The sequence below is a fragment of the Telluria sp. RB2R28 genome, assembly GCF_059685835.1.
Map to the genome: position 1 here is coordinate 67,628 of NZ_JCASIK010000007.1, position 19,261 is coordinate 86,888.

Consider the following 19,261-nt stretch of genomic DNA (forward strand, 5'->3'; position numbering starts at 1 on the left):
TAGGTAGCCAAGATCACAGCCGGGGTCAGGTCTGACATTTGGACACGGACTCTTCCTTAATCTCTTCGCCAGGGATCTTATAGATAGGTTTTTGTCGAGCTCGTGTCTGAATGTCAGACCTGACCCCGATTGTGGAGAATGTCAGACCTGACCCCGATTGTGGATTCCAGGGATCTTATAGATAGGTTTTTGTCGAGCTCGTGTCTGAATGTCAGACCTGACCCCGATTGTGGATTCTGTCTGAATGTCAGACCTGACCCCGATTGTGGATTCGATTGTGGATGCGCGGCATCGTGCTGGGTGGCGGCAAACAGGAGCTCGACGTGCAGGTGACGGTGACGCCACTGCCACTGCCGCTGCCACTGCCCGGCGCGGCGCGATGTGAACGCCACAGCGGCCATGCCCCTTGTGGACATGGCCGCTGCAGTCCCTTTACATCGGCAATTCCGTACCGCGGTAGCCGATCACGCCTTCGCCACTGTAGGTCATGCCGCCATGCAGGTTGTTACCCTGGTTGCCGGACGTGACATTGAGCGCCACGCTGTGCTGGCCAGCGCGGCAGCCGATCAGCCAGACGCCGCCCGGATGCCATGCCGACGACGTGTCGCCCCACTGGTTTTCGACCTGGTAGTTGTTGCCGGCGACCGCAGTGGCGCGCACGCGGATGGGGCCTTCGCCCGCATACGTCATGGTGCCGGTCAGTGTCTTGCCGCCATCGATCGACGTCAGGTCGACCGCGAGCACGGCCTGGTCGCGGCAACCGAGCACGGAGATGCCGCCCTGGTGCCATGGCGCGAACCCGCCGCCCCACTGGTTTTCGACAGCGTACACGGCGCCATCGCTCGCCTGGCTCTGGAAACCGATCGGTCCTTCACCGCTGTAGGTCATCGTCCCCTTCAGCGTGGCGCCGTTGTCGCCCGACTCGACATGGATGGCGACCACGCTCTGGCCAGGACGGCAGCCGATGACCCACGTCCCGCCCGGATGCCACGGGGCCGACGAACCGCCCCACTGGTTTTCGACGATATACGTGTTGCTCTGAGTCAGCGTGGCGCGAAAGCCGATGGCGCCTTCGCCTGCGTATTTCATTTGGCCGGTGAGCGTTTTGCCGTTGTCGCTCGACGTGAGGTCGAGCGCCACGACGTGCTGACCGGGCCGTGCGCCAATGATCCACATGCCGCCTTCATGCCACTGCGCCGAAGTCCCGCCCCACTGGTTCTGCACGTGATGCAGATTGTTCATGGCCTTGCTTGTTTTGGACATGCCTGACTCCTTCTTGACCTGCGCAGCAGAACGGCGCTGCCCCGATGATGCGCAGGCTGGCTGCGCCTGACGACCCTGTCGATGGTGTAGTTTTGAAGTGAATAAACATCCTGAGCGGACTTTATTTTGCGCTAGTCAGCTGCCCGAATTGCTATCAGATCAGCAAGCTTTTTCGAAACCGGACTACTCCTACGGATGTCTTTCGCGATTGCCTGAACGGGCATCCCATACACATGACGCCGCACCCGTATTGACACGCCAGATTTCCAGATCAAATGTCATTTAGAATATGTTCATGGAATACACTGTCCGCGCCCCGATTGCCAACTTCACGGACCTGCTGCTCGACGCCGTCTGCATGGTCGACGCCGGCGGGCGCTTCGTGTACGTCAGTGCGGCCGGTGTCAACATCTTCGGCTATACACCGCAGGAGATGATCGGCATGCGCGTGGTCGATCTGGTCGCCCCCGCCGACCGCGAGCGCACGCTCGCTGCGGCGCAGGACATCATGAATGGCCATGTCCATACCGACTTTGAAAACCGTTATGTGCGCAAGGACGGCAGCATCGTCCATATCATGTGGTCGGCGCGCTGGTCCGAGGCCGACCAGCTGCGCGTGGCCGTTGCGCGTGATGTGACCGCGCTGAAGCAGGCGCAGGCGATGCAGTCGGTGCTGTACGCGATTTCAGAAGCGGCTCACGCAAGCGATGACCTGGCAGACCTGTTCGAGCGCAGCCACGCCATTGTTCACGAGCTCCTGCCGGCCTGTTGCTTTGCGGTCGCCTTGTGCGACACGACCGGCCAGGACATCGCCTTCGCCTACCTTGTGGACGACGGCGCCCCGTGTGACGCAGCGCTGATGCCGCTGCTGTGCGAGACAGTGGCGCAGTGTGCTGCGCCACTGCTGCTCGCCCCCGATGCCCAGGATGGTCTGCCGGCGCCATTGCAGGCCGCAGCGGCAACCCTGGCAGGCGGCGCACTGGCCGTGCCAATGACCACGCCCGACGGCGTCGTCGGCGTCATCGCGTTGCGCAATGGCCCGGATGACGCGCCGTACCGGACGCAGGACCGCGATTTACTGGTATTCGTGGCCGATCAGCTCGCCGCCGCCATCGGACGCAAGCAACTGCATGCGCAACTGCGTTTCATGGCCCTGCATGACGAGCTGACCCGCCTGCCCAACCGGCGCCTGTTCCACGACCGCCTCGACACCGCGCTCGCGCATGCCCGGCGCCAGCAGGAGCGCCTGTCGCTGCTGTTCATCGACCTGAACCGCTTCAAGCAGGTCAACGACAGCTTTGGTCACGCCTGTGGCGACCGCTTGTTGCAGGAGGTCGCGCGCCGTGTCTCTGCCTGCCTGCGCAACAGCGATACGCTGGCGCGCCTGGGCGGCGATGAATTCGTCGTTTTGCTGGAAGACATCGTGCTGGCGGCCGATGCCGGGCTGGTCCTGGACAAGATCCACCTGGCGCTGGCGGCGCCGGTCGATCTGGGCGACGGGCACCGGCTGCAGATTTCCGTCAGCGTCGGTGTCGCGCATTATCCCGAGCACGGCGGCAACCGTGAAGAACTCATCGCGCATGCGGACAAGGCGATGTATGCCGCCAAAGCGGTCGTAGCGCTTGCCGGGTCAGCGGCGCATCAGCCGGCCTGATCGGCATCCCTGCGGCCCAGGCCCGGCCCCAGGCCCATGGCCATGCCACCACCGCCGCCACCATCGGCATTGCCGCCGCCATTGCCACCTCCCCGGTTACCGCCCGCCTCGCCCTTGCCGCGCGCTGCGCCGCCCTGGGTGCGCGTCGGCCCCTGCAGCGGAATCAGCACATCGGCGGGCATCGGCCCCAGGTCCAGCGCGCTGCGGATGAAGCCGCGCAGGCTGATCACCAGGTCTGCCGTGTGGATCGGCCGGCCGGCTGCCATGTCGGCCGCAGCCTGCCCCGCCAGCCGGCAATGTTCTTCGGTGCCCAGTAACAGGATGTCCGCCAGCGCGGCTTCGACGGCGTCGCGCATGCGGCGCGACCGTTCGGAGCTGAAGGTTTCCCCGGCCACTGCCGTGTCGGGCTCCCCGGCCCGGGCGCGCTCATGCAGGTCGCGCAAATGGGTCGGGTCGACCGTCAGCTGGCCGGTGAACGAGCCGCCCAGCGTGCGGTAGGCCGCGATCAGCGTCTTGAGCCGCTCGTTGATCTGGCGGTTCATGCGCTCGCGCCGCTGCTGGATCGTCTGCATGATGATGAGGCGAATGCCCACGCCCAGCAAGGTGATGACGGCAAGTCCGATGATGGTCGTCATCGCACCTTGCCACGAACTGAAATCCATGGAACGCATGCTTGCCTCGACAAAGTCTGGAGGATGCCAGTGTACCGATTCGGCGTTCGCCACACGCCGGCCAGCAGTGCGTGTGTGTGACGATCGCGTGGCCGTGTAACCGCGCCGTTGTCATACCCCTGTCATGACAGCATCCGATGATGGTGCACAGTGAGCACCGGCAGGGTTGATATGCCGGTCCGGTCAACGGCATCGGGAGCGCTGCACATGTACAACAGCGATAAACGGCTTCTCATTCTCGACGCGGATGGCACCACCATCGATGCATTTTCCGCGATCGCCATGGCCTTCGGCCAGCACGGCTGCGTGCTCGGCGCCGAAACGGCATTCCAGAAACGGCACCACCTGCTCAAGTACGTGGGCGGCCTGAAGCAATTCCCGTCGATTATCAAGAAAAACCTGCGCAAGAACAGCCGCGCCAAACTGGTCGACACGCTGACCGACATTTACCGGCAAGAAGCCCGGCTGTATGACGGCATCCCCGACCTGATCCGCGAACTGATCGCAGCGCCCGGCATCACGGTGGGCATCGTCACGCGCAATATCACGATCGAGCCCCTGGAAACGCTGCGCCAGCTGTTCCTGCGCCACGATATCGATATCGGCGCACTGGATTTTCTGGAGCATATTCCATTGAAGGACAAGAAGACGGCGTCGTTTCGCGCCGTGCGCGAGCGCTTCGGCGTCAATCCGGCGCGCGGCTATATCTGCGGCGACGAGCACAAGGATTTCACGGCGGCGGCCCATACCGGCATGCACCCGTTCATGGTCTCGTACGGTTTTGAAGACTACGATCGCCTGACGAACAAGTTCGCCATTCCGCCGGAGCTGATTTCGCGCACGTCGGGCGAGTTATGCGATCGCGTGCGCCATGCGCTGGACCTGGTTCAGGCGCCGTACCAGAACAGCACTGCGCTGACGGCGCCGAACAGCCAGTAATCGATCGGCGCACCCAGCGCCCAGCGCTTGTGCCACGCCACGTGCACCTGCTTGAAGCGGCGCCAGCCGAAGGCCGGATTGATGACGAACCACAGATAATCCTCGACGATCCAGAACAGCATGATCGACGCCATGGTCGTCGCCTCGAGCTGCCACGACCACTGGCCCATGAAGAACAGCGGGAAGTGAAACACGAGGCCGATGAACGAGAACATCCACAGGTGGTAGCCGGTCAGCGCGCGGCCGCCCCAGAAAATGTCGAGCAGCAGATGCTCCTCGATGCGCCAGGTTGGCAGGTTCGCAGCCCAGCCGGCCTCGCCTTCGATTTCCACTTCCACGCGCGCGAACAGATACGCCAGCGCCAGCACGGCGCACACGGTCGCCACGAGCCGGGCGCCATCGGCTAATTCAAACATGGGCGACATCACTTTTGCGGGCGGCCTGCACCAGGACGGTTTCGACGACGTGACGCGCAGCCTGCGGGCGGCCAAGGGCGCGTGCACAGGCAGCCATCCTGGCGAGTTTTTCCGGGTGCGCCATCAGGTAGCGGATGCGGTAGCCGAGCGTGGCCAGGTCGACCGCTTTCAGCGCGGCGCCGTGCTCGAGCAGATAATTGGCATTGTGTTCTTCCTGGCCCGGGATCGGCGCGTTGACGATCATCGGCACGCCCATCGCCAGGCATTCGGCCGTGGTCGCGCCGCCCGGCTTGGTGATCACCAGGTCGGCGCACGCCATCAGGCGTTCGACGCGGTCCGTGTAACCCTGCGGCGCCAGCCGGTCCGGGAAGCGCACGGCCAGCTGCTCCAGCGCGGCCAGCTCGGCAGCGTTCTTGCCGGCCAGCGCGATCAGCTGAAAATTGCCCGGAATCGCCAGCAACTGCTGCGCCACACGGTGCAAGCCGCCCAGGCCGGCGCCCCCGCCCATCAGCAGGAAGGTCGGCAGCGCCGGATTCAGGCCCAGTGCTCTGGCGCAGTCGGCGCGGTCGTGGGTGAGGGAAAACGCCGGCATCGTGGGAATACCAGAGACATAGATGGCATGCGCGGCGACGCCCTGCTCGTGCATGCGGAACGCCACCTCGTCGTTGGCGGCAAAATAGCCGGTGACGTGCGGCTGCAGCCACATGCGGTGCAGGTCGAAGTCGGTGACTTGTACCCAGAGCGGGCACGTGAGTTTTCCGGCGGCGATCTGTTGCGACAGTACTTCGGCCGGCTGGAAATGGGTACAGATGATCGCGTCGGGTTTCAGTACCGCGATTTCATCGATCAAGGAGCGGCACGCCTGCCGTTCGATCCGGCGCCGCAGCCGACTGACCAGGCCATCCGGCTTGGCCGCATCGGTCCAGCGGTAGATGTAGCGCCACAGGCCCGGCGCGCGCGTGATCAGGCACAGGTAGAACCCGGTGTAGACCTTGCGCAGCAGCGGTGTGGCAAACGCCATCGCATCCAGGTGAATGACGGTGGCGTCGGGATGGTCGGCTGCGGCGCAGGCACGGATGGCCTCGGCAACCCGGGTGTGACCGGCGCCAGCCGGGACGCTGAGCAGGACGATGGTCTTGCCGGCCATGCTGCGCTGGAGTTCGCCCTCTTTCACGAGGGGCGCTTTCCGGCCTGCGCCAACGCTGCCATCCGGTCAGGCGAAGATTTCTGCTTCATGCACACTCCATCGCAACGTGATGCGACAGAGTGTGAAGGCCGATTATGACCCGGCCATGACGCCTATGCAGTTAGACGACGCTGTTCCACGGCTTGGACAGGCGCATCGCGCAGTTGATCAGGCCAACCATCGAATACGTCTGCGGGAAATTGCCCCACATTTCGCCCGTGTCCGGATGCGTGTCTTCCGACAGCAGGCCCAGGTGATTGCGCGCCGCCAGCATGGCCTCGAATACAGCGCGTGCTTCGTCCTCGCGGCCGATCCGCGCCAGCGCATCGATGCGCCAGAACGTGCAGATATTGAAGGCCGTTTCGGGCTTGCCAAAGTCGTCCGGCGCTTCATAGCGGCGCATGTACGGGCCGTCGCACAGCGACTTTTCCAGCGCGTCGACAGTGGCGACGAAGCGCGGATCCATCGGATCGATGAAGTTGATCTCGGCCATCAGGAGCACGCTGGCGTCAAGGTCGCGCCCGCCCAGGCTTTCGGCAAACGCCTGGCGCTCTTCGCTCCATGCTTCAGTCAACAGACGATTGCGGATGATTTCTGCACGTTCGCCCCAGAACGTGGCGCGCTCGGGCAAGTTCAGTTCTTCGGCGATCTTGGCCAGGCGGTCGCAGGCTGCCCAGTTCATCAGCACCGACGAGGTGTGCACACGGGCGCGCGTGCGCAGCTCCCACATGCCGGCGTCCGGTTCGTCGTACAGGCGGAACGCCTGTTCACCCACGGCTTCGAGTTGCACGAACTCGGCATGCCCCGCACGGCGGAACAGGCGGTGATCGAAGAATGCCTGCGCCGCGCCGAGCACGATATTGCCGTACACGTCGTGCTGGAAGTGCTCCTGCGCCTGGTTGCCCACACGGACCGGCCCGTTGTTGCGGTAGCCGGGCAGGTGCTCGATGATCGATTCGGGCAGCTCTTCTTCCAGCCCGATGCCGTACAGCGGCTGGATATGCCCGCCCTTGGCGCGCGCCACGACATTGCTCAGCCAGCGCAGATAGTCTTCCATCGTGCCGACTTCGGACAGGCTGTTCAGCGCCCGGATCACGAAGAACGCGTCGCGCAGCCAACAGTAGCGGTAATCCCAGTTGCGCTCACTTCCCGGTGCTTCCGGGATGCTGGTCGTCATCGCGGCAATGATCGCGCCGGTGTCTTCGTACAGCGACAGCTTCAGCGTGATTGCGGCGCGGATGACGACATCCTGCCACTCGAGCGGCAAGGCCAGGCGGCGCGACCAGGTGCGCCAGTACGAAATCGTCTCAAGCTCGAAGCGATGCGCGGTGTCCTTGATGCCGTCGGCCAGCGTTTCGTCCGGCCCGAGCATGAAGTTCAGCGGCCGGTCGAGCAGGAAGAACGACTCGGACATCACGTAATTGAGCGACGCGTCGGTGTTCAGGCGCAGCGTCTGGTCGGGACCGACATAGCGGATGTGGTGGCTGCCCTGCGTGATCTCGGGCTTCTTGGCGCCATACTGGAAACGCGGACGCATGATCACGCGCACACGCACCCCGCTGCCCAGCGGACGCACGCGGCGTACCAGCATCAGGGGCCGGAACATGCGGTCGCGGCTCAAAAAGCGCGGCGCGAAGTCGGTGATCTCGATGCCGTTGCCGCCGCTGTCGAACAGGCGCGTGCGCAGCACCGCCGTGTTCGGTTCATACACTTGCTCGCTGCGGGCGAAGTCTTCCAGCTCGACGCTCCACAGGCTGCCCTTCTCGCTCGGATCGAGCAAGGCATTGAAGACCGGGTCGCCGTCAAAGCGCGGCAGGCAGCACCAGACCATGCGGCCCATGCGATCGACCAGGGCGCTGAAGGCGCAATTGCCGATCACGCCGCAATCGAGCGAACCGGTAGGGTCGATCGTGCCCCGTGCTTCGAGGGCGTTCGGTAGTGCTGTACTCATTGTCGACTCGTGGGAATCATCATTCATGGGATATGTCCTTTCCAATGGTTGGCGCGGCGGCCGCTTGCGACAGTACGATGCGCAATTGTTCCGCCGACGCGATGCGGCACTGGGCCACGGTGGGGCCCGGGCCGACCTTCAGGCCGATCCCGCCAATACTTTGTACTTGTGCAAATCCTGCTTCATCGGTCGTGTCGTCGCCGATGAACAGGGGCCGGTAGCCGGCAAACGGCGCTTCGGCCAGGAAGTCGCGGATCGCCGTACCCTTGCTGACGGCGTTCGACTTGACCTCGACGATCATCTTGCCTTCCATGAGCAACAGGCCCGGGCTGGCGTCCACCGCCACGCGCATCGCGTCCGTGCACAGCGCCTGCAGCTCGGGTGCCTGGCGGAAATGCAGCGCCAGCGCGCCGTGCTTTTCCTCGACCCACAGGTCGGGATGACGCACCGCCAGCCCCTGCGCGGCCTGGCGCACCAGGGCGAAGTCGGGCGGTGTCAGGCGGCGCACGACGCCGTCGACGCCACGTCGCTCCATGCCATGCACGCCGGCCGCAGGGAACGTCAGCGGCGCCAGCAGTTTGTCGAGCTCGTTGATGGGGCGGCCGGACACGAGGGCCAGCCGCCCTTTCAGGCGCGCCTGCAGCAGCGGCAGCGCAGCGCGCAGCATGTCGGTGACGATTACCTGGTCGGGCAGCGGCGCGATGTCGACCAGCGTGCCGTCGAAGTCGAGAAATAGCGCGCAATCGGGCGCGGCCAGCAGGTCGAGTGCGGCCTGCAGGTTGTCAGTCGCAGCGGTCATGCTTCCCCCCTGCGCACACGGTCCTGGCTGAGCGAGACGATGCGCGACTTGACGCGCTCGCGCTGGCGCAGCCGCGCTGCATCCTGCAGCATGCGCCCGGCCCAGCGATACACGTTGAAGTCGCGCACCCGGCGGCGCATGCTGCGCATCCGTTCGCGCTGCTCGTCGCGCGGCATGCGCAGCGCCTGGTACAGCGCTTCGGCGCCTTCTTCGATGTGGTACGGATTGACGATCAGCGCTTCATGCAGCTCGCGCGCCGCGCCGGTGAACTGGCTCAGGATCAGCGCGCCGCCTTCATCGTCGCGGGCGGCAATGAATTCCTTGGCCACCAGATTCATGCCGTCGTGCAGACTGGTCACGCTGCAAACGTCCGACGCGCGGAAGTACGTGCGCAACTGGCGCTGTTCGTGGTGCTCGGTTTTCAGCACGATCGGCAGGTAGGTGCCGCTGGCGTAGCGGTCATTGATCCGCTGGGCCAGGGCCCGCACACGCGTTTCCAGGTTCTGGTATTCGTCCAGCGACGAGCGGGTGGGCGCGGCGATCTGCACGAACGTGAACTTGCCGATCATTTCAGGATACAACTCGAACATGCGCTCGACTGCTTCGAAGCGCTCGACGATGCCCTTGGTGTAGTCGAGGCGGTCGACGCCGATGCCCAGCAACTGGTCGGCCGGCAGCGACAGCGCCTGGCGAATCTCGGCGCGGCAGGCGGCGATATCGGGTTCGCCCGGGATTTCGTCGGGCCAGGCGATGGAAATCGGATAAGGCTTCACCTGCGTCAGCTGGTTGCCGTAGCTGACGGTCGAGGCTTCGTCTTCGATGCGGGTTTCCAGGTAGCGGTCGACCGTGTCGAGGAAATTCTTGCGGTGGAATGGCGTATGGAAGCCCAGGATCGTGCTGCCCAGCATGCCGTCGAGGATTTCTTCGCGCCATGGGCAGATGCCAAACGACTCCGGATTCGGCCATGGGATGTGCCAGAACGTGATGATGGTTGCCTTCGGCAGCACCGCACGCACCATGCGCGGCAGCAGCGCGAAGTGATAATCCTGCACCAGCACGACCGGGTTGTCGGAGCGCGCTTCGGCGATCACGGCGTCGGCAAAGCGCTGGTTCACGCGCACATATTCAGCCCAGTCGGTCGAGCGGAACACGGGGCGCACGTGGGCGATATGGCACAGCGGCCACAGGCCCTCGTTGGCAAAGCCATAGTAATAGCCCTGCTCTTCTTCCTTCGACAGCCAGACGCGGCGCAGCGTGTAGCTCGGGTTGTCGGGCGGGACCGGCACGTGGTCGTTGGCGTCGACCGTCTCGCGATCGGCCGAACCGGCGCCATGCGCGATCCAGGTACCGGAGCAGGCGCGCATCACGGCTTCCACCGCCGTAACCAGGCCGCTGGCAGGACGCTGGACTTTCACGCCATTGGGCGTGGCCACGTGGATGTAAGGCTCGCGGTTGGACACCACGAGGATCTGGTCACCGGCCAGGTCCTGGTTCAGCAGCAGCTTGAGCGTTTCTGGACTCCAGGTCGTTGACTCGACCGGGCTGGCGGCCAGCTCGCGCTGGTAATCGTTGAGCATGGCGCGGAACTCGCTGGCCAGCGGCGCCATGTCGCCTTCAACCGGCGCCGCCGGGGCCGCATCGCGGCGTGGCGAGCGCGGCAACAGTTCGCCGCGCAGCATTTCACGCATGCCGGCCACCCAGCCGTGCCAGCTCAGGTGGGCGATGATCACGGTGATCAGCGAGATCGCACCGGCCATCAGCACGAACAGGCCAAGGATGTATTTCTTGGTGTCAGCGCTGCGGCGTTCGATGAAGCTCATGTCCTGCACCAGCACCAGGCGGCCGGCAGAGACGCCGTCCTGCAGCAGTTCGCGCGTGGAGACGTGGACTGGACCTTCCGCCAGGCGTACGACGGGATTGGACGTCGCACCGTCTTCCTCGTTGCTGACCTGCCCGTCACGGCAACCGAGCGTGGCCGGATAGGTGGAAGTCTTGTAGAGCAGGATGCTGTCGGTCGAGCACAGGGCCAGCGCATACAGGCGCTCGTCCTGGATCGCGCGCTCGAACGCGTCGTTGATGCGTTCGCCCGAGCCATCTTCGAGATAGGTCAGCAGAGGCTGTTGCAGCGTGCTCGACACCAGACGCGAGCGCGTGTCCAGGTCACGCACGAACCAGCGCTGGGTGAGGTTTTCCATCCACGGAATGGCAAAGTACCCGAATAGCGCCAGCACCAGGGCGAGGGGGACAATGAACCGCAGGGATAATTGGATTGATCTGAAGCGCATGAAGCTCTTTCAATGGGACGAAGACGCCGACCGATTGATTATAGCTATCTAAAAATTATCTTGTCGCTATGGCATGCAACGGTGTCGAACCGGTTGGGATCGTCCTTCAACCAGCGTCTTGACGGCTAAAATAACGAAAAACATCTTCACTGCCAAAACAGCAATCAAACCTACCTTATAGCAACAAAATAGCGCGTATTCATAAAATGAAAAATAAAGTGTCGTTATTCATGTGGCAATCGTATGAAATTTGTCGGGAAATCTTACAATTGATTACGAAATTTTCATCTTGAAAAATATTCTTCATAGAAATCAACGTCTTGTTTTGCTGGCACGTAATATGCATTGACTCCCATGGTCGTCGAATAATCGTTACGACATCCGATACAGGGGCTGTGACACGAATGCAGCGCCGTTCATCGTACACACTTGGAGCGCATCAGAATGAAGAAAGCACTTGTTGCATTGCTGGTTTCCGGAATGATGTCCTCGGCGTTCGCCGGGGTCGTGATTAAAGAAGGTTTCGATGATGTAAATAGCCTCCAGAGCAAGGGCTGGATTCTGGAAAATAACAGCACTCCTGGCGGCGCAGCGCCGGGCTGGTTCCAGGGCAACACCGGCTTCGTGTCGCAGAATGGCGGCGATTACAGCTACGCCGCGTCGAATTACAACGTTGCCGGTGAAAATGGCATCATCAACAACTGGCTGTACACCCCCGAATTCTCGACCGCGCTGGGCGCAACCGTCTCGTTCTGGCTGAATGCCGTCGACGAAGCCGGCTTCAGCGACAGCTTCTCGTTCGGCTACACCGGCGCCGATGGCGTCCTGGTCAGCCTGATGCCGGCCTTCACCGTCTCGACCGACGGCTGGACGCAATACACCGCGAATATCGCTGCCGCAGCAGGCATGACCCGTTTCGCATTCCAGCACACCGGTGCGCAAGCCACGTCGAACTATGTCGGCCTCGATACGCTGTCGATCTCGGCACCTGACGCCGCCGAAGTGCCGGAACCGGCCAGCATCCTGATCCTGGCCGCCGGCGCCATGGGCCTGGTTGCCGCACGTCGCCGCAAACGCGCCTGAGCGCTCCACGCCACGTTGTCCGCCGAAGCGCGCTGCGCTTCGCACCTTTTGCATCGAACAGGTTTTTCCAGGAGAGTGTCATGTTCCAGAAACAACAAACCGGCCTGCGCGCACTGCGCGCCGCCGGCATTGCCTTTGCCCTGATGGGTTTCGCCGGCCAGTCCGCCCTTGCCCAGGAAGCAGCTGTCGTCTCGAATGAATCGCTGACCGTCGTGCGCGACGCCGAAACCGGCAAGCTGCGCGGCGCCACCCCTGCCGAAGCAGTCGCGCTGAAAGCGCAGTCTGTCAAGGCAATGGCACGCATCGCACCAAAAGCAACCCTGCAAAAATCCCACAGCAGCGGCGCGCGCGGCGCCCGCCTGACCGACGAATTCATGACCACGTCGGTAGCAGTTCGTAATGCCGATGGCAGCATCACCGTCACGCACGGCGACACCCAGAATGCCGATTCGACCGGCCACGTTCACACCATTACGCCTGTCACGGAGTAATCATGCGCACCCCATCCTTCTCGCTTACCGCTGCACGCACCGTGCTGGCCACCGCCAGCATCCTGACCTGCATCGCCGCACAAGCTGCAACCATCACCATCCAGAGCCGCGATCCAGCCGGCTTCGGCTTCAACGATCCGACCCCGGTGGCGCCGGTTGGCGGCAATACGGGCACGACGCTCGGCCAGCAGCGCATGAACGTGTACCGCCACGTTGCCGATATCTGGGAACGTAATCTCCAGAGCAATGTGACGATCACTGTGTCGGCCGGCTGGGAAGCGCTGACCTGCACCGCTACCTCGGCCACGCTGGGCAGCGCTGGCGCCTGGAACATCTGGAATAACTTCCCAGGCGGCAAGCCAAATACCTGGTATCCAGCAGCACTGGCCAACAAGCTGGCCGGCGTCAACCTGACCGCTGGCATTCCTGATGACGGCACCGGTTACGGCAACGTCGACATCAAGACCCAGTTCAACGTGAACCTCGGCCAGCCGAACTGCCTCGCAGGCAGCAGCTTCTACCTGGGTCTGGACGGCAATGCCGGCGGCCAGGTGAACTTCGCAGCAACCCTGCTGCACGAACTGGGCCACGGCCTGGGCTTCTCGGTCGTCAGCGTGCAGACCTCGACTGGCTACCGCATCAGTGCGGATGGCTCGGCGTATGTCGCCAATGGCGGCCTGCCAAGCGTCTGGGAAGAGTTCATGTACGACAACACGGCCCGCAAGAACTGGCTGAACATGACGTCGGCCGAACGCCGCGTCTCGGCCATCAACCCGCTGGGCCTGGCCTGGACCGGCGCCAACTCGGTCGCCGGCGCCAGCATTCTGCGCTCGCAGCCAATCCTGAAAGCGGCAACGCCAACTGGCGTGCTGCCAGGCATCAACTATTCGGCGTCGGCCTTCGGCCCGACCCTGCCAGCCGTCGCCTCGCTGGGCGCACTGGCCACGATCACGCCGCAGGCCGGTGAAGCCGGTCCTGGTTGCGAGCCATTCAATGCCGCCAATACCGCAGCGGTCCGCGGCAAGGTGCCGATCATCAGCCGCGGCGCGTGCGGTTTCGCCGTCAAGGTGAAGAATGCGCAAAATGCTGGCGCGGTCGGCGTTCTGCTGGCCAATAACGTTGCTGGCGACATCGCACCGGGCGGCGCCGATCCAACCGTCACTATCCCGTCGGCCGGCATCACGCAAGCTGCTGGCGATGCGCTGAAAGCCGCGGTCGCTGCTGCCAAGCCATACGGTACGCGTGCGCAGCCTGGCGTGGTGATCGCGTCGCTGGCCACGGATCCAACCCGCAAGGCCGGCGCCGATGCCCTCGGTCGTCCGCTGCTGTACACCCCGTCCGTACTGGCGCCAGGTTCGTCGGTTTCGCACTGGGACGTGACGGCATCGCCAAACCTGCTGATGGAGCCAAGCATCAATTCGGACCTGACCCTGTCGGTGTCGCCACCGCAGGATCTGACGCTGCCACTGCTGAAGGATATCGGCTGGTAATTGACTGTTGACGAACACGGCGCGAAGGCGCCGTGATGTACGGATACAGGCTGCGTGCCATGCGCAAGCGAGTTGAACGCGTGGGCGGGAAACCCACCCACCCTACGGCATCGTAGCACCGACGCACCGTGATATCTGAATACAAAAACGCCACCTTGCAAGGTGGCGTTTTTGTTTGCTGCGAACGATCGTCGATTAGAAGATCAGATACAGAATGACCAGTACAACAACCGGGATGCCCAGGAGCCAGCCAATGAAGAATTTACCCATGATAATGTTCCTTCCGTGTTTGCAGTGTCGATGGATGTATCTTGCGCCCCATGGCGTTTCCGTTCAGTACGCTACTGCACGTCCACCAGTAAATTGATCCATTTGGTATCCGGCATCTCATCAGGCGCGCACGGCAGGAACGCGGTGCGACGTGGATTTTTTGACAGGGCTATACTTAAATCATCACTTGTCGCCAGGCAGGGGACGCGGTCCGATGCTGTGCATCGTTCGTGTTTGCCATTGCCGGCGATGGCCTTCATGCGCATCGCGCCAGCCGGGGCCCAGGCTCCGCAGCGCCAGATGCGCCCACTCACCATTCAATCAGGGGACTCTATGCCTACAACCTGGATTATCGCGGCCAATGCCGGTCGTGCACGTATTTTTGCCGATGCCAAATCTGCCAAGTCGCTGCAAGAAGTGGAAGACATGGTCAATCCTGCTGCGCAGCAGCGCGTGAGTGACATCGTGACCGACCGGCTGAGCCCGCGGGCGGCCGGCAATAGCGGCCACAGTATCGGTGGCGGCCAGGGCGGTGGCTTCGAGCACGCGGCTCAGGCAGGCGCGCCGGGCAGCGACTATCAGCCAGCCGTCACGCCGGCCGAGCACGAAGCGCAAAAGTTTGCCAAGGACGTCGCCGCGTACCTGTTGCAAGGCCAGCAGAAAGGCCAGTACCAGCGTCTGATCGTGTCCGCATCGCCCGAGTTCCTGGGCCTGCTGCGTACGGCAATCGATCCGCAGGTCAAGGCGCTGATCACGCATGAGCTCAACAAGGATTACACGCACTCGAGCGGCCACGAATTGCGCGGCCAACTCGCGGCGCATCTCGAAAAAGCCTGAGGTCGAACGACCGCAAGGTTGTTTCACCCCTGACAGGCCCGCCATTCCGGCGGGCCTGTTGCGTTATGGCCGTGCGTGTTCGACCGGCGAGAAGATCGCGCGCAGGTCGTCGGCCCCGATGGCCGGCGCCAGCTCGGTGTCCCCCGCCAGCAGGGCATTGGCCAGATCGCCTTTGCGGCGCTGCATGTCCTGGATTTTTTCTTCCAGCGTGCCGCGCGCGATCAGCTTGTAGACAAAGACCGGCTGCGTCTGGCCAATGCGCCAGGCGCGGTCGGTGGCCTGATTTTCGCTGGCCGGGTTCCACCAGGGATCGTAGTGGATGACGGTATCGGCCGCCGTGAGATTGAGGCCCACGCCGCCGGCCTTCAGGCTGATCAGGAACACGCCCACCTGCCCCGCCTGGAACGCAGCGACCGGCGCGGCGCGATCGACCGTGCTGCCGGTGAGTTCGACGTAGGCGATGCTGCGCGCGTTCAGTTCATCGGCAATCAGCGCCAGCATGCTCGTGAACTGTGAAAACACCAGCACCTTGCGCCCTTCGCTGATGAGCGTATCGAGCAATTCCATCAGCGCCTCGAGCTTGGCCGAGCCACCGGCTGCGCCCGTCTTGAGCAGGCGCGGATCGCAGCACACCTGGCGCAGCTTGAGCAGCGCTTCGAGAATCACGATGTGGCTGCGCGCCAGGCCCTTGCGGTCGATTTCGTCACGCACCTTGCGGTCCATCGCCACGCGCACTGTTTCGTACAGGTCGCGCTGCACGCCGCCGAGTTCGACCGGCAGAATGATCTCGGTCTTGGGCGGCAGTTCGGTCGCTACCTTGTCCTTGGTCCGGCGCAGCATGAACGGTTTCAGGCGCCGCACCAGCAGGTCCTTGCGGCCCATGTCGCCGCCCTGCTCGATCGGTTTGCGAAACACGGTGTTGAAGCCCCGCTCGTCGCCCAGCAAGCCCGGCATCAGGAAATGGAACTGCGACCACAATTCACCCAGGTGGTTCTGCACCGGCGTGCCGGTCAGGCACAGGCGATGGCGCGCGTCGAGCAGGCGCACCGTCTGCGCCGCCTTGCTGCGGCTGTTCTTGATGTACTGCGCTTCATCGAGGATCAACAAGTGATAGCGGTGGCCGCGCAGCGCCACTTCGTCACGCCCGAGCAGCGCGTAGGTGGTCAGGACGACATCGGCGTTGCCGATGCCATCGAACAGCGCCGTGCGCTCCTTGCCGTGCAACAGCAGCACGCGCAGGCCAGGCGTGAAGCGGGCCGCTTCGGCCTGCCAGTTGGGCATCAGGCTCGTGGGCGCCACGACCAGTGCCGGGCGGTCGAGCCGCCCCGCTTCTTTCTCGACCAGGATGTGGGCCAACGCCTGGATCGTCTTGCCCAGGCCCATGTCGTCGGCCAGGATGCCGCCGAATTCGTACTCGCGCAGGAACTGCAGCCAGGCCAGGCCGCTGCGCTGGTAGGGCCGCAGGTCGGCCTGCAGGCCAACGGGCAACGCGACCGGCCGGATGCCGTCGAAATCGTTGAGCTTGCGGCCCAGTGCACGCAGGCGCTCGCCGCCCATCCAGCGCAGGTGCGCGGCGCGCTCGAGTTCGGCCAGGCGCGCCGCATCCATCACCGGCAGGCGCACCCGGCTGCCCATGCGCTCATTGAAATACAGCTCGCCCAGCGTGACCAGGATCGGCTTGATGCGGCCCCAGGTCACGGCCACGCGTGTCTCGTCGTCGAGCTCGATCACCAGGTCGCCCTCGTCGGCGCGCGTGGCCAGGACCACCGGGTCGAACTCCTGCGGCGCGGCGCGGATCATCTTGAGCAGCAAGGGCAGCAGCGCGTGCCGCTGGCCATTCACGACAATGCCCAGCTCGAGCGCGAACCAGGCTTGCCCGCCCTCGCCTTCCTCATCGAGTTCGGCATACCAGTCATCCACCTCGGCCAGGTGGTAGCGATAATCGCCTTCGATCTCGACCTGCCAGCCGGCCGCCTCCAGGCGCGGCAGCGCGTCGCGCACAAAGCCGACCCAGGCCGCCTCGTCGGCAAGCTGCAAGGCGCCGGGCAGCTCCAGCAGTGGCGAGTCGGGTGGCGGTTCGGCAAACCCGAGCCCGGTCAGCAGCGCGCGCGCCGCTGCCTCGAGCGCGGCATCGCGCACGATGAGCTGGACCCTGGTGTTCTCGACGCGGCGCAGCACCGGCCCGTCGTCTGGCTCCGCGATCCAGCCATCGTAGTCGAACATCAAGGTGGCATGGTCGTACCAGCGGTAGTCGCCGCGCTGTCTCGCCAGCATGCTGTCGAGCACCAGCAGGGGCACCGGCGCCACGTCGCTGCGCTCATTGGTTTCCAGCACCTGCGGCAGCGGGAACACCCCATCCAGACCAAGCTCGGCCATGCGCGTCGCCACGCTGGCGCGCTGCTCCGGCCACAGCAGCGGCGCCTGCTCCACCGCGCCGAGCAGCATCTCCAGCGGCAAGGGCGCCAGCAAGGCCGGCAGCGTCAACTCCCCGATCAGGTCGCCATCGATGTAACAGGCCGGCTCGGTTGGCAGTACCTCATCGGGAATCTGCTGTTCGCGCGCGCCGCCGCCGGCAAATTGCCAGCTCAGCTGAAGCGCATCGGGATCGCCGTCCAGGGGATGCCAGTCGATCACGGCCGCGCGCTTCGGGCCGGCCAGCAGCGGCGCCACCCGGCCACGTGCCAGATCCTCTGGCGTGTGGGCACGCAGCAGCCGGTCTTGTGCAACCAGTTGCGCCAGCAGGCGGGCGCCCAGCGCGCCTTGCGGCCGCGCGACGCCCAGGCCGCCCGACGCAGCCGCCAGGCCGGCAAACTGCCGCAGCAGCTCGACGTCGCCGGTCGCGATCCAGGCTGGTGGATCGCGCAGCAGGCCGTGATGGTTGACGTCGCTGGAGCTGGCGCCGATGCCGCCGCGCTTGCCCTGGCGGCCCTTGCGCAGATGCAGCCGGGAGTGGCCGTGCAGATCCGGCACCAGGACCCAGGCCAGTATGGTCACTGCGCCCGTGCCCGACAGCGCCGGCTGCGTGATCTGGCTCAGCTGCGAGAGCTGCATGAGCCAGTGCTGCGCGACGGCGTTGGCCGCGCCGGGCGCCTGCCGGGCTTCGCGTTCGCGGCACTCGATGTCCTTGATCAGGACTGACACCACGTGCTTGCAGTTGTAGCCGACGGGGCAGGTGCAACGACCGTCGAAGTTGATTTGCTCGCGGCGCGTGAACACGCGGATGGTCTGATGGTAGGTCGCCCCGCCGCTGCCGGCGACTTCGCCAACCAGCCGGTCGGCCTGCCACTGCGCGACCAGGACATGGCCGTCATCGGCGTAATCGTGGCCACGCTGCAGGGCGCCGGGGTCGAAGTTGTGCGTCAGGTCGGCGTAATCGTAATGCATGGGCAAATCGGTCAATCATGGCGGCGAAGCCACCATTATCGCCCGAACACGTCAGTTCTTACTGCGCGACGACCTTGATCTGCTCGACGTCCACGGTGGCGTCGCCGAACATCTCCTTGTCGAACTCGCCGGTGAGTTCCACCAGCGTGTTGTGATCGACCGTCACGCCGGCCGGAAATCGATCAGCGTCGATCTCGACGGTGATCTTGCCGCTGGCATCGGTGAACTCGTAGTTCTCGTCGCCCTTGTGGCTGGTGAGCTTGCCTTTGAGCCGCACGTACTGGTCGTCCTTGCCGTTGGCCAGCAAGTCCTTGGCGGTCATCAACGGCGCGCCCGATGGGCCGGCGTAGCCCGATGGTACGGCCTTGGTGGCCGGGGCGGCAGCCGGGGCTGCGGCCGGGGTTGCAGCCGGCGTTGCCGTCTGGGTTGCAGCGGTCTGGGCAACAGCGACGGCCGAACCGGTGATCATCAGGGCGATGCAGGCGATGTGCGAAATACGTTTCATGGTCAAGTCCTCGGTAGTTGGTGGGTCGTTGCCTGCA

At 64.1% G+C, this 19,261-nt stretch carries 16 protein-coding genes; 6 read left to right on the forward strand and 10 right to left on the reverse strand.

From position 1 onward, the window contains the following. Window positions 1–432 precede the first annotated feature (432 nt). Window positions 433–1,263, reverse strand: coding sequence for a lectin OAA family protein (locus AC56LV_RS21545; RefSeq protein WP_499560614.1), 831 nt, complete (start codon window positions 1,261–1,263; stop codon window positions 433–435). A 295-nt stretch (window positions 1,264–1,558) separates the two neighbouring features. On the opposite strand from AC56LV_RS21545, the gene AC56LV_RS21550 reads away from it, so the two are divergent. Then, window positions 1,559–2,917, forward strand: a complete 1,359-nt coding sequence (locus AC56LV_RS21550) for a diguanylate cyclase domain-containing protein (RefSeq protein WP_499560616.1) — start codon at window positions 1,559–1,561, stop codon at window positions 2,915–2,917. Here the strand turns inward: AC56LV_RS21550 and AC56LV_RS21555 are convergent. Beyond that, entirely contained in the window at window positions 2,905–3,588 is a 684-nt protein-coding gene (locus AC56LV_RS21555; RefSeq protein WP_499560618.1) for a hypothetical protein, read from the reverse strand. The two genes, AC56LV_RS21550 and AC56LV_RS21555, sit on opposite strands and share 13 nt — an antisense overlap. 207 nt (window positions 3,589–3,795) lie before the next feature. On the opposite strand from AC56LV_RS21555, the gene AC56LV_RS21560 reads away from it, so the two are divergent. Continuing rightward, window positions 3,796–4,527, forward strand: a complete 732-nt coding sequence (locus AC56LV_RS21560; RefSeq protein WP_499560620.1) for an HAD family hydrolase — start codon at window positions 3,796–3,798, stop codon at window positions 4,525–4,527. Here the strand turns inward: AC56LV_RS21560 and AC56LV_RS21565 are convergent. From AC56LV_RS21565 to AC56LV_RS21585, 5 genes are all read right to left on the reverse strand, one after another. Continuing rightward, entirely contained in the window at window positions 4,476–4,943 is a 468-nt protein-coding gene (locus AC56LV_RS21565; RefSeq protein ID WP_499560622.1) for a hypothetical protein, read from the reverse strand. The two genes, AC56LV_RS21560 and AC56LV_RS21565, sit on opposite strands and share 52 nt — an antisense overlap. Next, window positions 4,936–6,090 carry an MGDG synthase family glycosyltransferase gene (locus AC56LV_RS21570; RefSeq protein ID WP_499560812.1) on the reverse strand — a complete coding sequence of 385 codons (1,155 nt, stop codon included), beginning with the start codon at window positions 6,088–6,090 and terminating at the stop codon, window positions 4,936–4,938. Before AC56LV_RS21570 ends, AC56LV_RS21565 begins: the two co-directional genes overlap by 8 nt. Before the next feature lie 160 nt (window positions 6,091–6,250). Further along, window positions 6,251–8,080, reverse strand: coding sequence for a glycoside hydrolase family 15 protein (locus tag AC56LV_RS21575; protein WP_499560624.1), 1,830 nt, complete (start codon window positions 8,078–8,080; stop codon window positions 6,251–6,253). A 19-nt stretch (window positions 8,081–8,099) separates the two neighbouring features. Beyond that, window positions 8,100–8,879, reverse strand: a complete 780-nt coding sequence (otsB, locus tag AC56LV_RS21580) for a trehalose-phosphatase (protein ID WP_499560626.1) — start codon at window positions 8,877–8,879, stop codon at window positions 8,100–8,102. Beyond that, a complete protein-coding gene (locus AC56LV_RS21585; RefSeq protein WP_499560628.1) occupies window positions 8,876–11,164 on the reverse strand; it encodes an alpha,alpha-trehalose-phosphate synthase (UDP-forming) in 2,289 nt (762 codons plus the stop codon). The genes otsB and AC56LV_RS21585 overlap by 4 nt, the downstream gene beginning before the upstream one ends. Window positions 11,165–11,608: 444 nt before the next feature. Here AC56LV_RS21585 and AC56LV_RS21590 point away from each other — a divergent pair, with 444 nt between their 5' ends. From AC56LV_RS21590 to AC56LV_RS21600, 3 genes are all read left to right on the forward strand, one after another. Continuing rightward, window positions 11,609–12,247: a choice-of-anchor J domain-containing protein gene (locus AC56LV_RS21590; RefSeq protein ID WP_499560630.1), complete on the forward strand. Its 639-nt coding sequence runs from the start codon at window positions 11,609–11,611 to the stop codon at window positions 12,245–12,247. 80 nt (window positions 12,248–12,327) lie between these two features. Next, a complete protein-coding gene (locus AC56LV_RS21595) occupies window positions 12,328–12,738 on the forward strand; it encodes a post-PEP-CTERM-1 domain-containing protein (RefSeq protein ID WP_499560632.1) in 411 nt (136 codons plus the stop codon). Window positions 12,739–12,740: 2 nt separating this feature from the next. Then, window positions 12,741–14,228: a PA domain-containing protein gene (locus AC56LV_RS21600; RefSeq protein WP_499560634.1), complete on the forward strand. Its 1,488-nt coding sequence runs from the start codon at window positions 12,741–12,743 to the stop codon at window positions 14,226–14,228. Between the two features lie 341 nt (window positions 14,229–14,569). Here the strand turns inward: AC56LV_RS21600 and AC56LV_RS21605 are convergent, their stop codons facing one another. After that, window positions 14,570–14,758, reverse strand: coding sequence for a hypothetical protein (locus AC56LV_RS21605; RefSeq protein WP_499560636.1), 189 nt, complete (start codon window positions 14,756–14,758; stop codon window positions 14,570–14,572). Between the two features lie 73 nt (window positions 14,759–14,831). On the opposite strand from AC56LV_RS21605, the gene AC56LV_RS21610 reads away from it, so the two are divergent. Then, a complete protein-coding gene (locus tag AC56LV_RS21610; RefSeq protein ID WP_499560638.1) occupies window positions 14,832–15,335 on the forward strand; it encodes a host attachment protein in 504 nt (167 codons plus the stop codon). Between the two features lie 63 nt (window positions 15,336–15,398). Here AC56LV_RS21610 and AC56LV_RS21615 read toward each other — a convergent pair whose 3' ends face one another. Together AC56LV_RS21615 and AC56LV_RS21620 are read right to left on the reverse strand one after the other, a co-directional pair. Beyond that, a complete protein-coding gene (locus AC56LV_RS21615; protein ID WP_499560640.1) occupies window positions 15,399–18,719 on the reverse strand; it encodes a DEAD/DEAH box helicase in 3,321 nt (1,106 codons plus the stop codon). Between the two features lie 58 nt (window positions 18,720–18,777). Further along, the gene (locus AC56LV_RS21620; RefSeq protein ID WP_499560642.1) at window positions 18,778–19,224 is read right to left on the reverse strand and encodes a YgiW/YdeI family stress tolerance OB fold protein; all 447 of its coding nucleotides are present in this window, start codon (window positions 19,222–19,224) and stop codon (window positions 18,778–18,780) included. Window positions 19,225–19,261 lie beyond the last annotated feature (37 nt).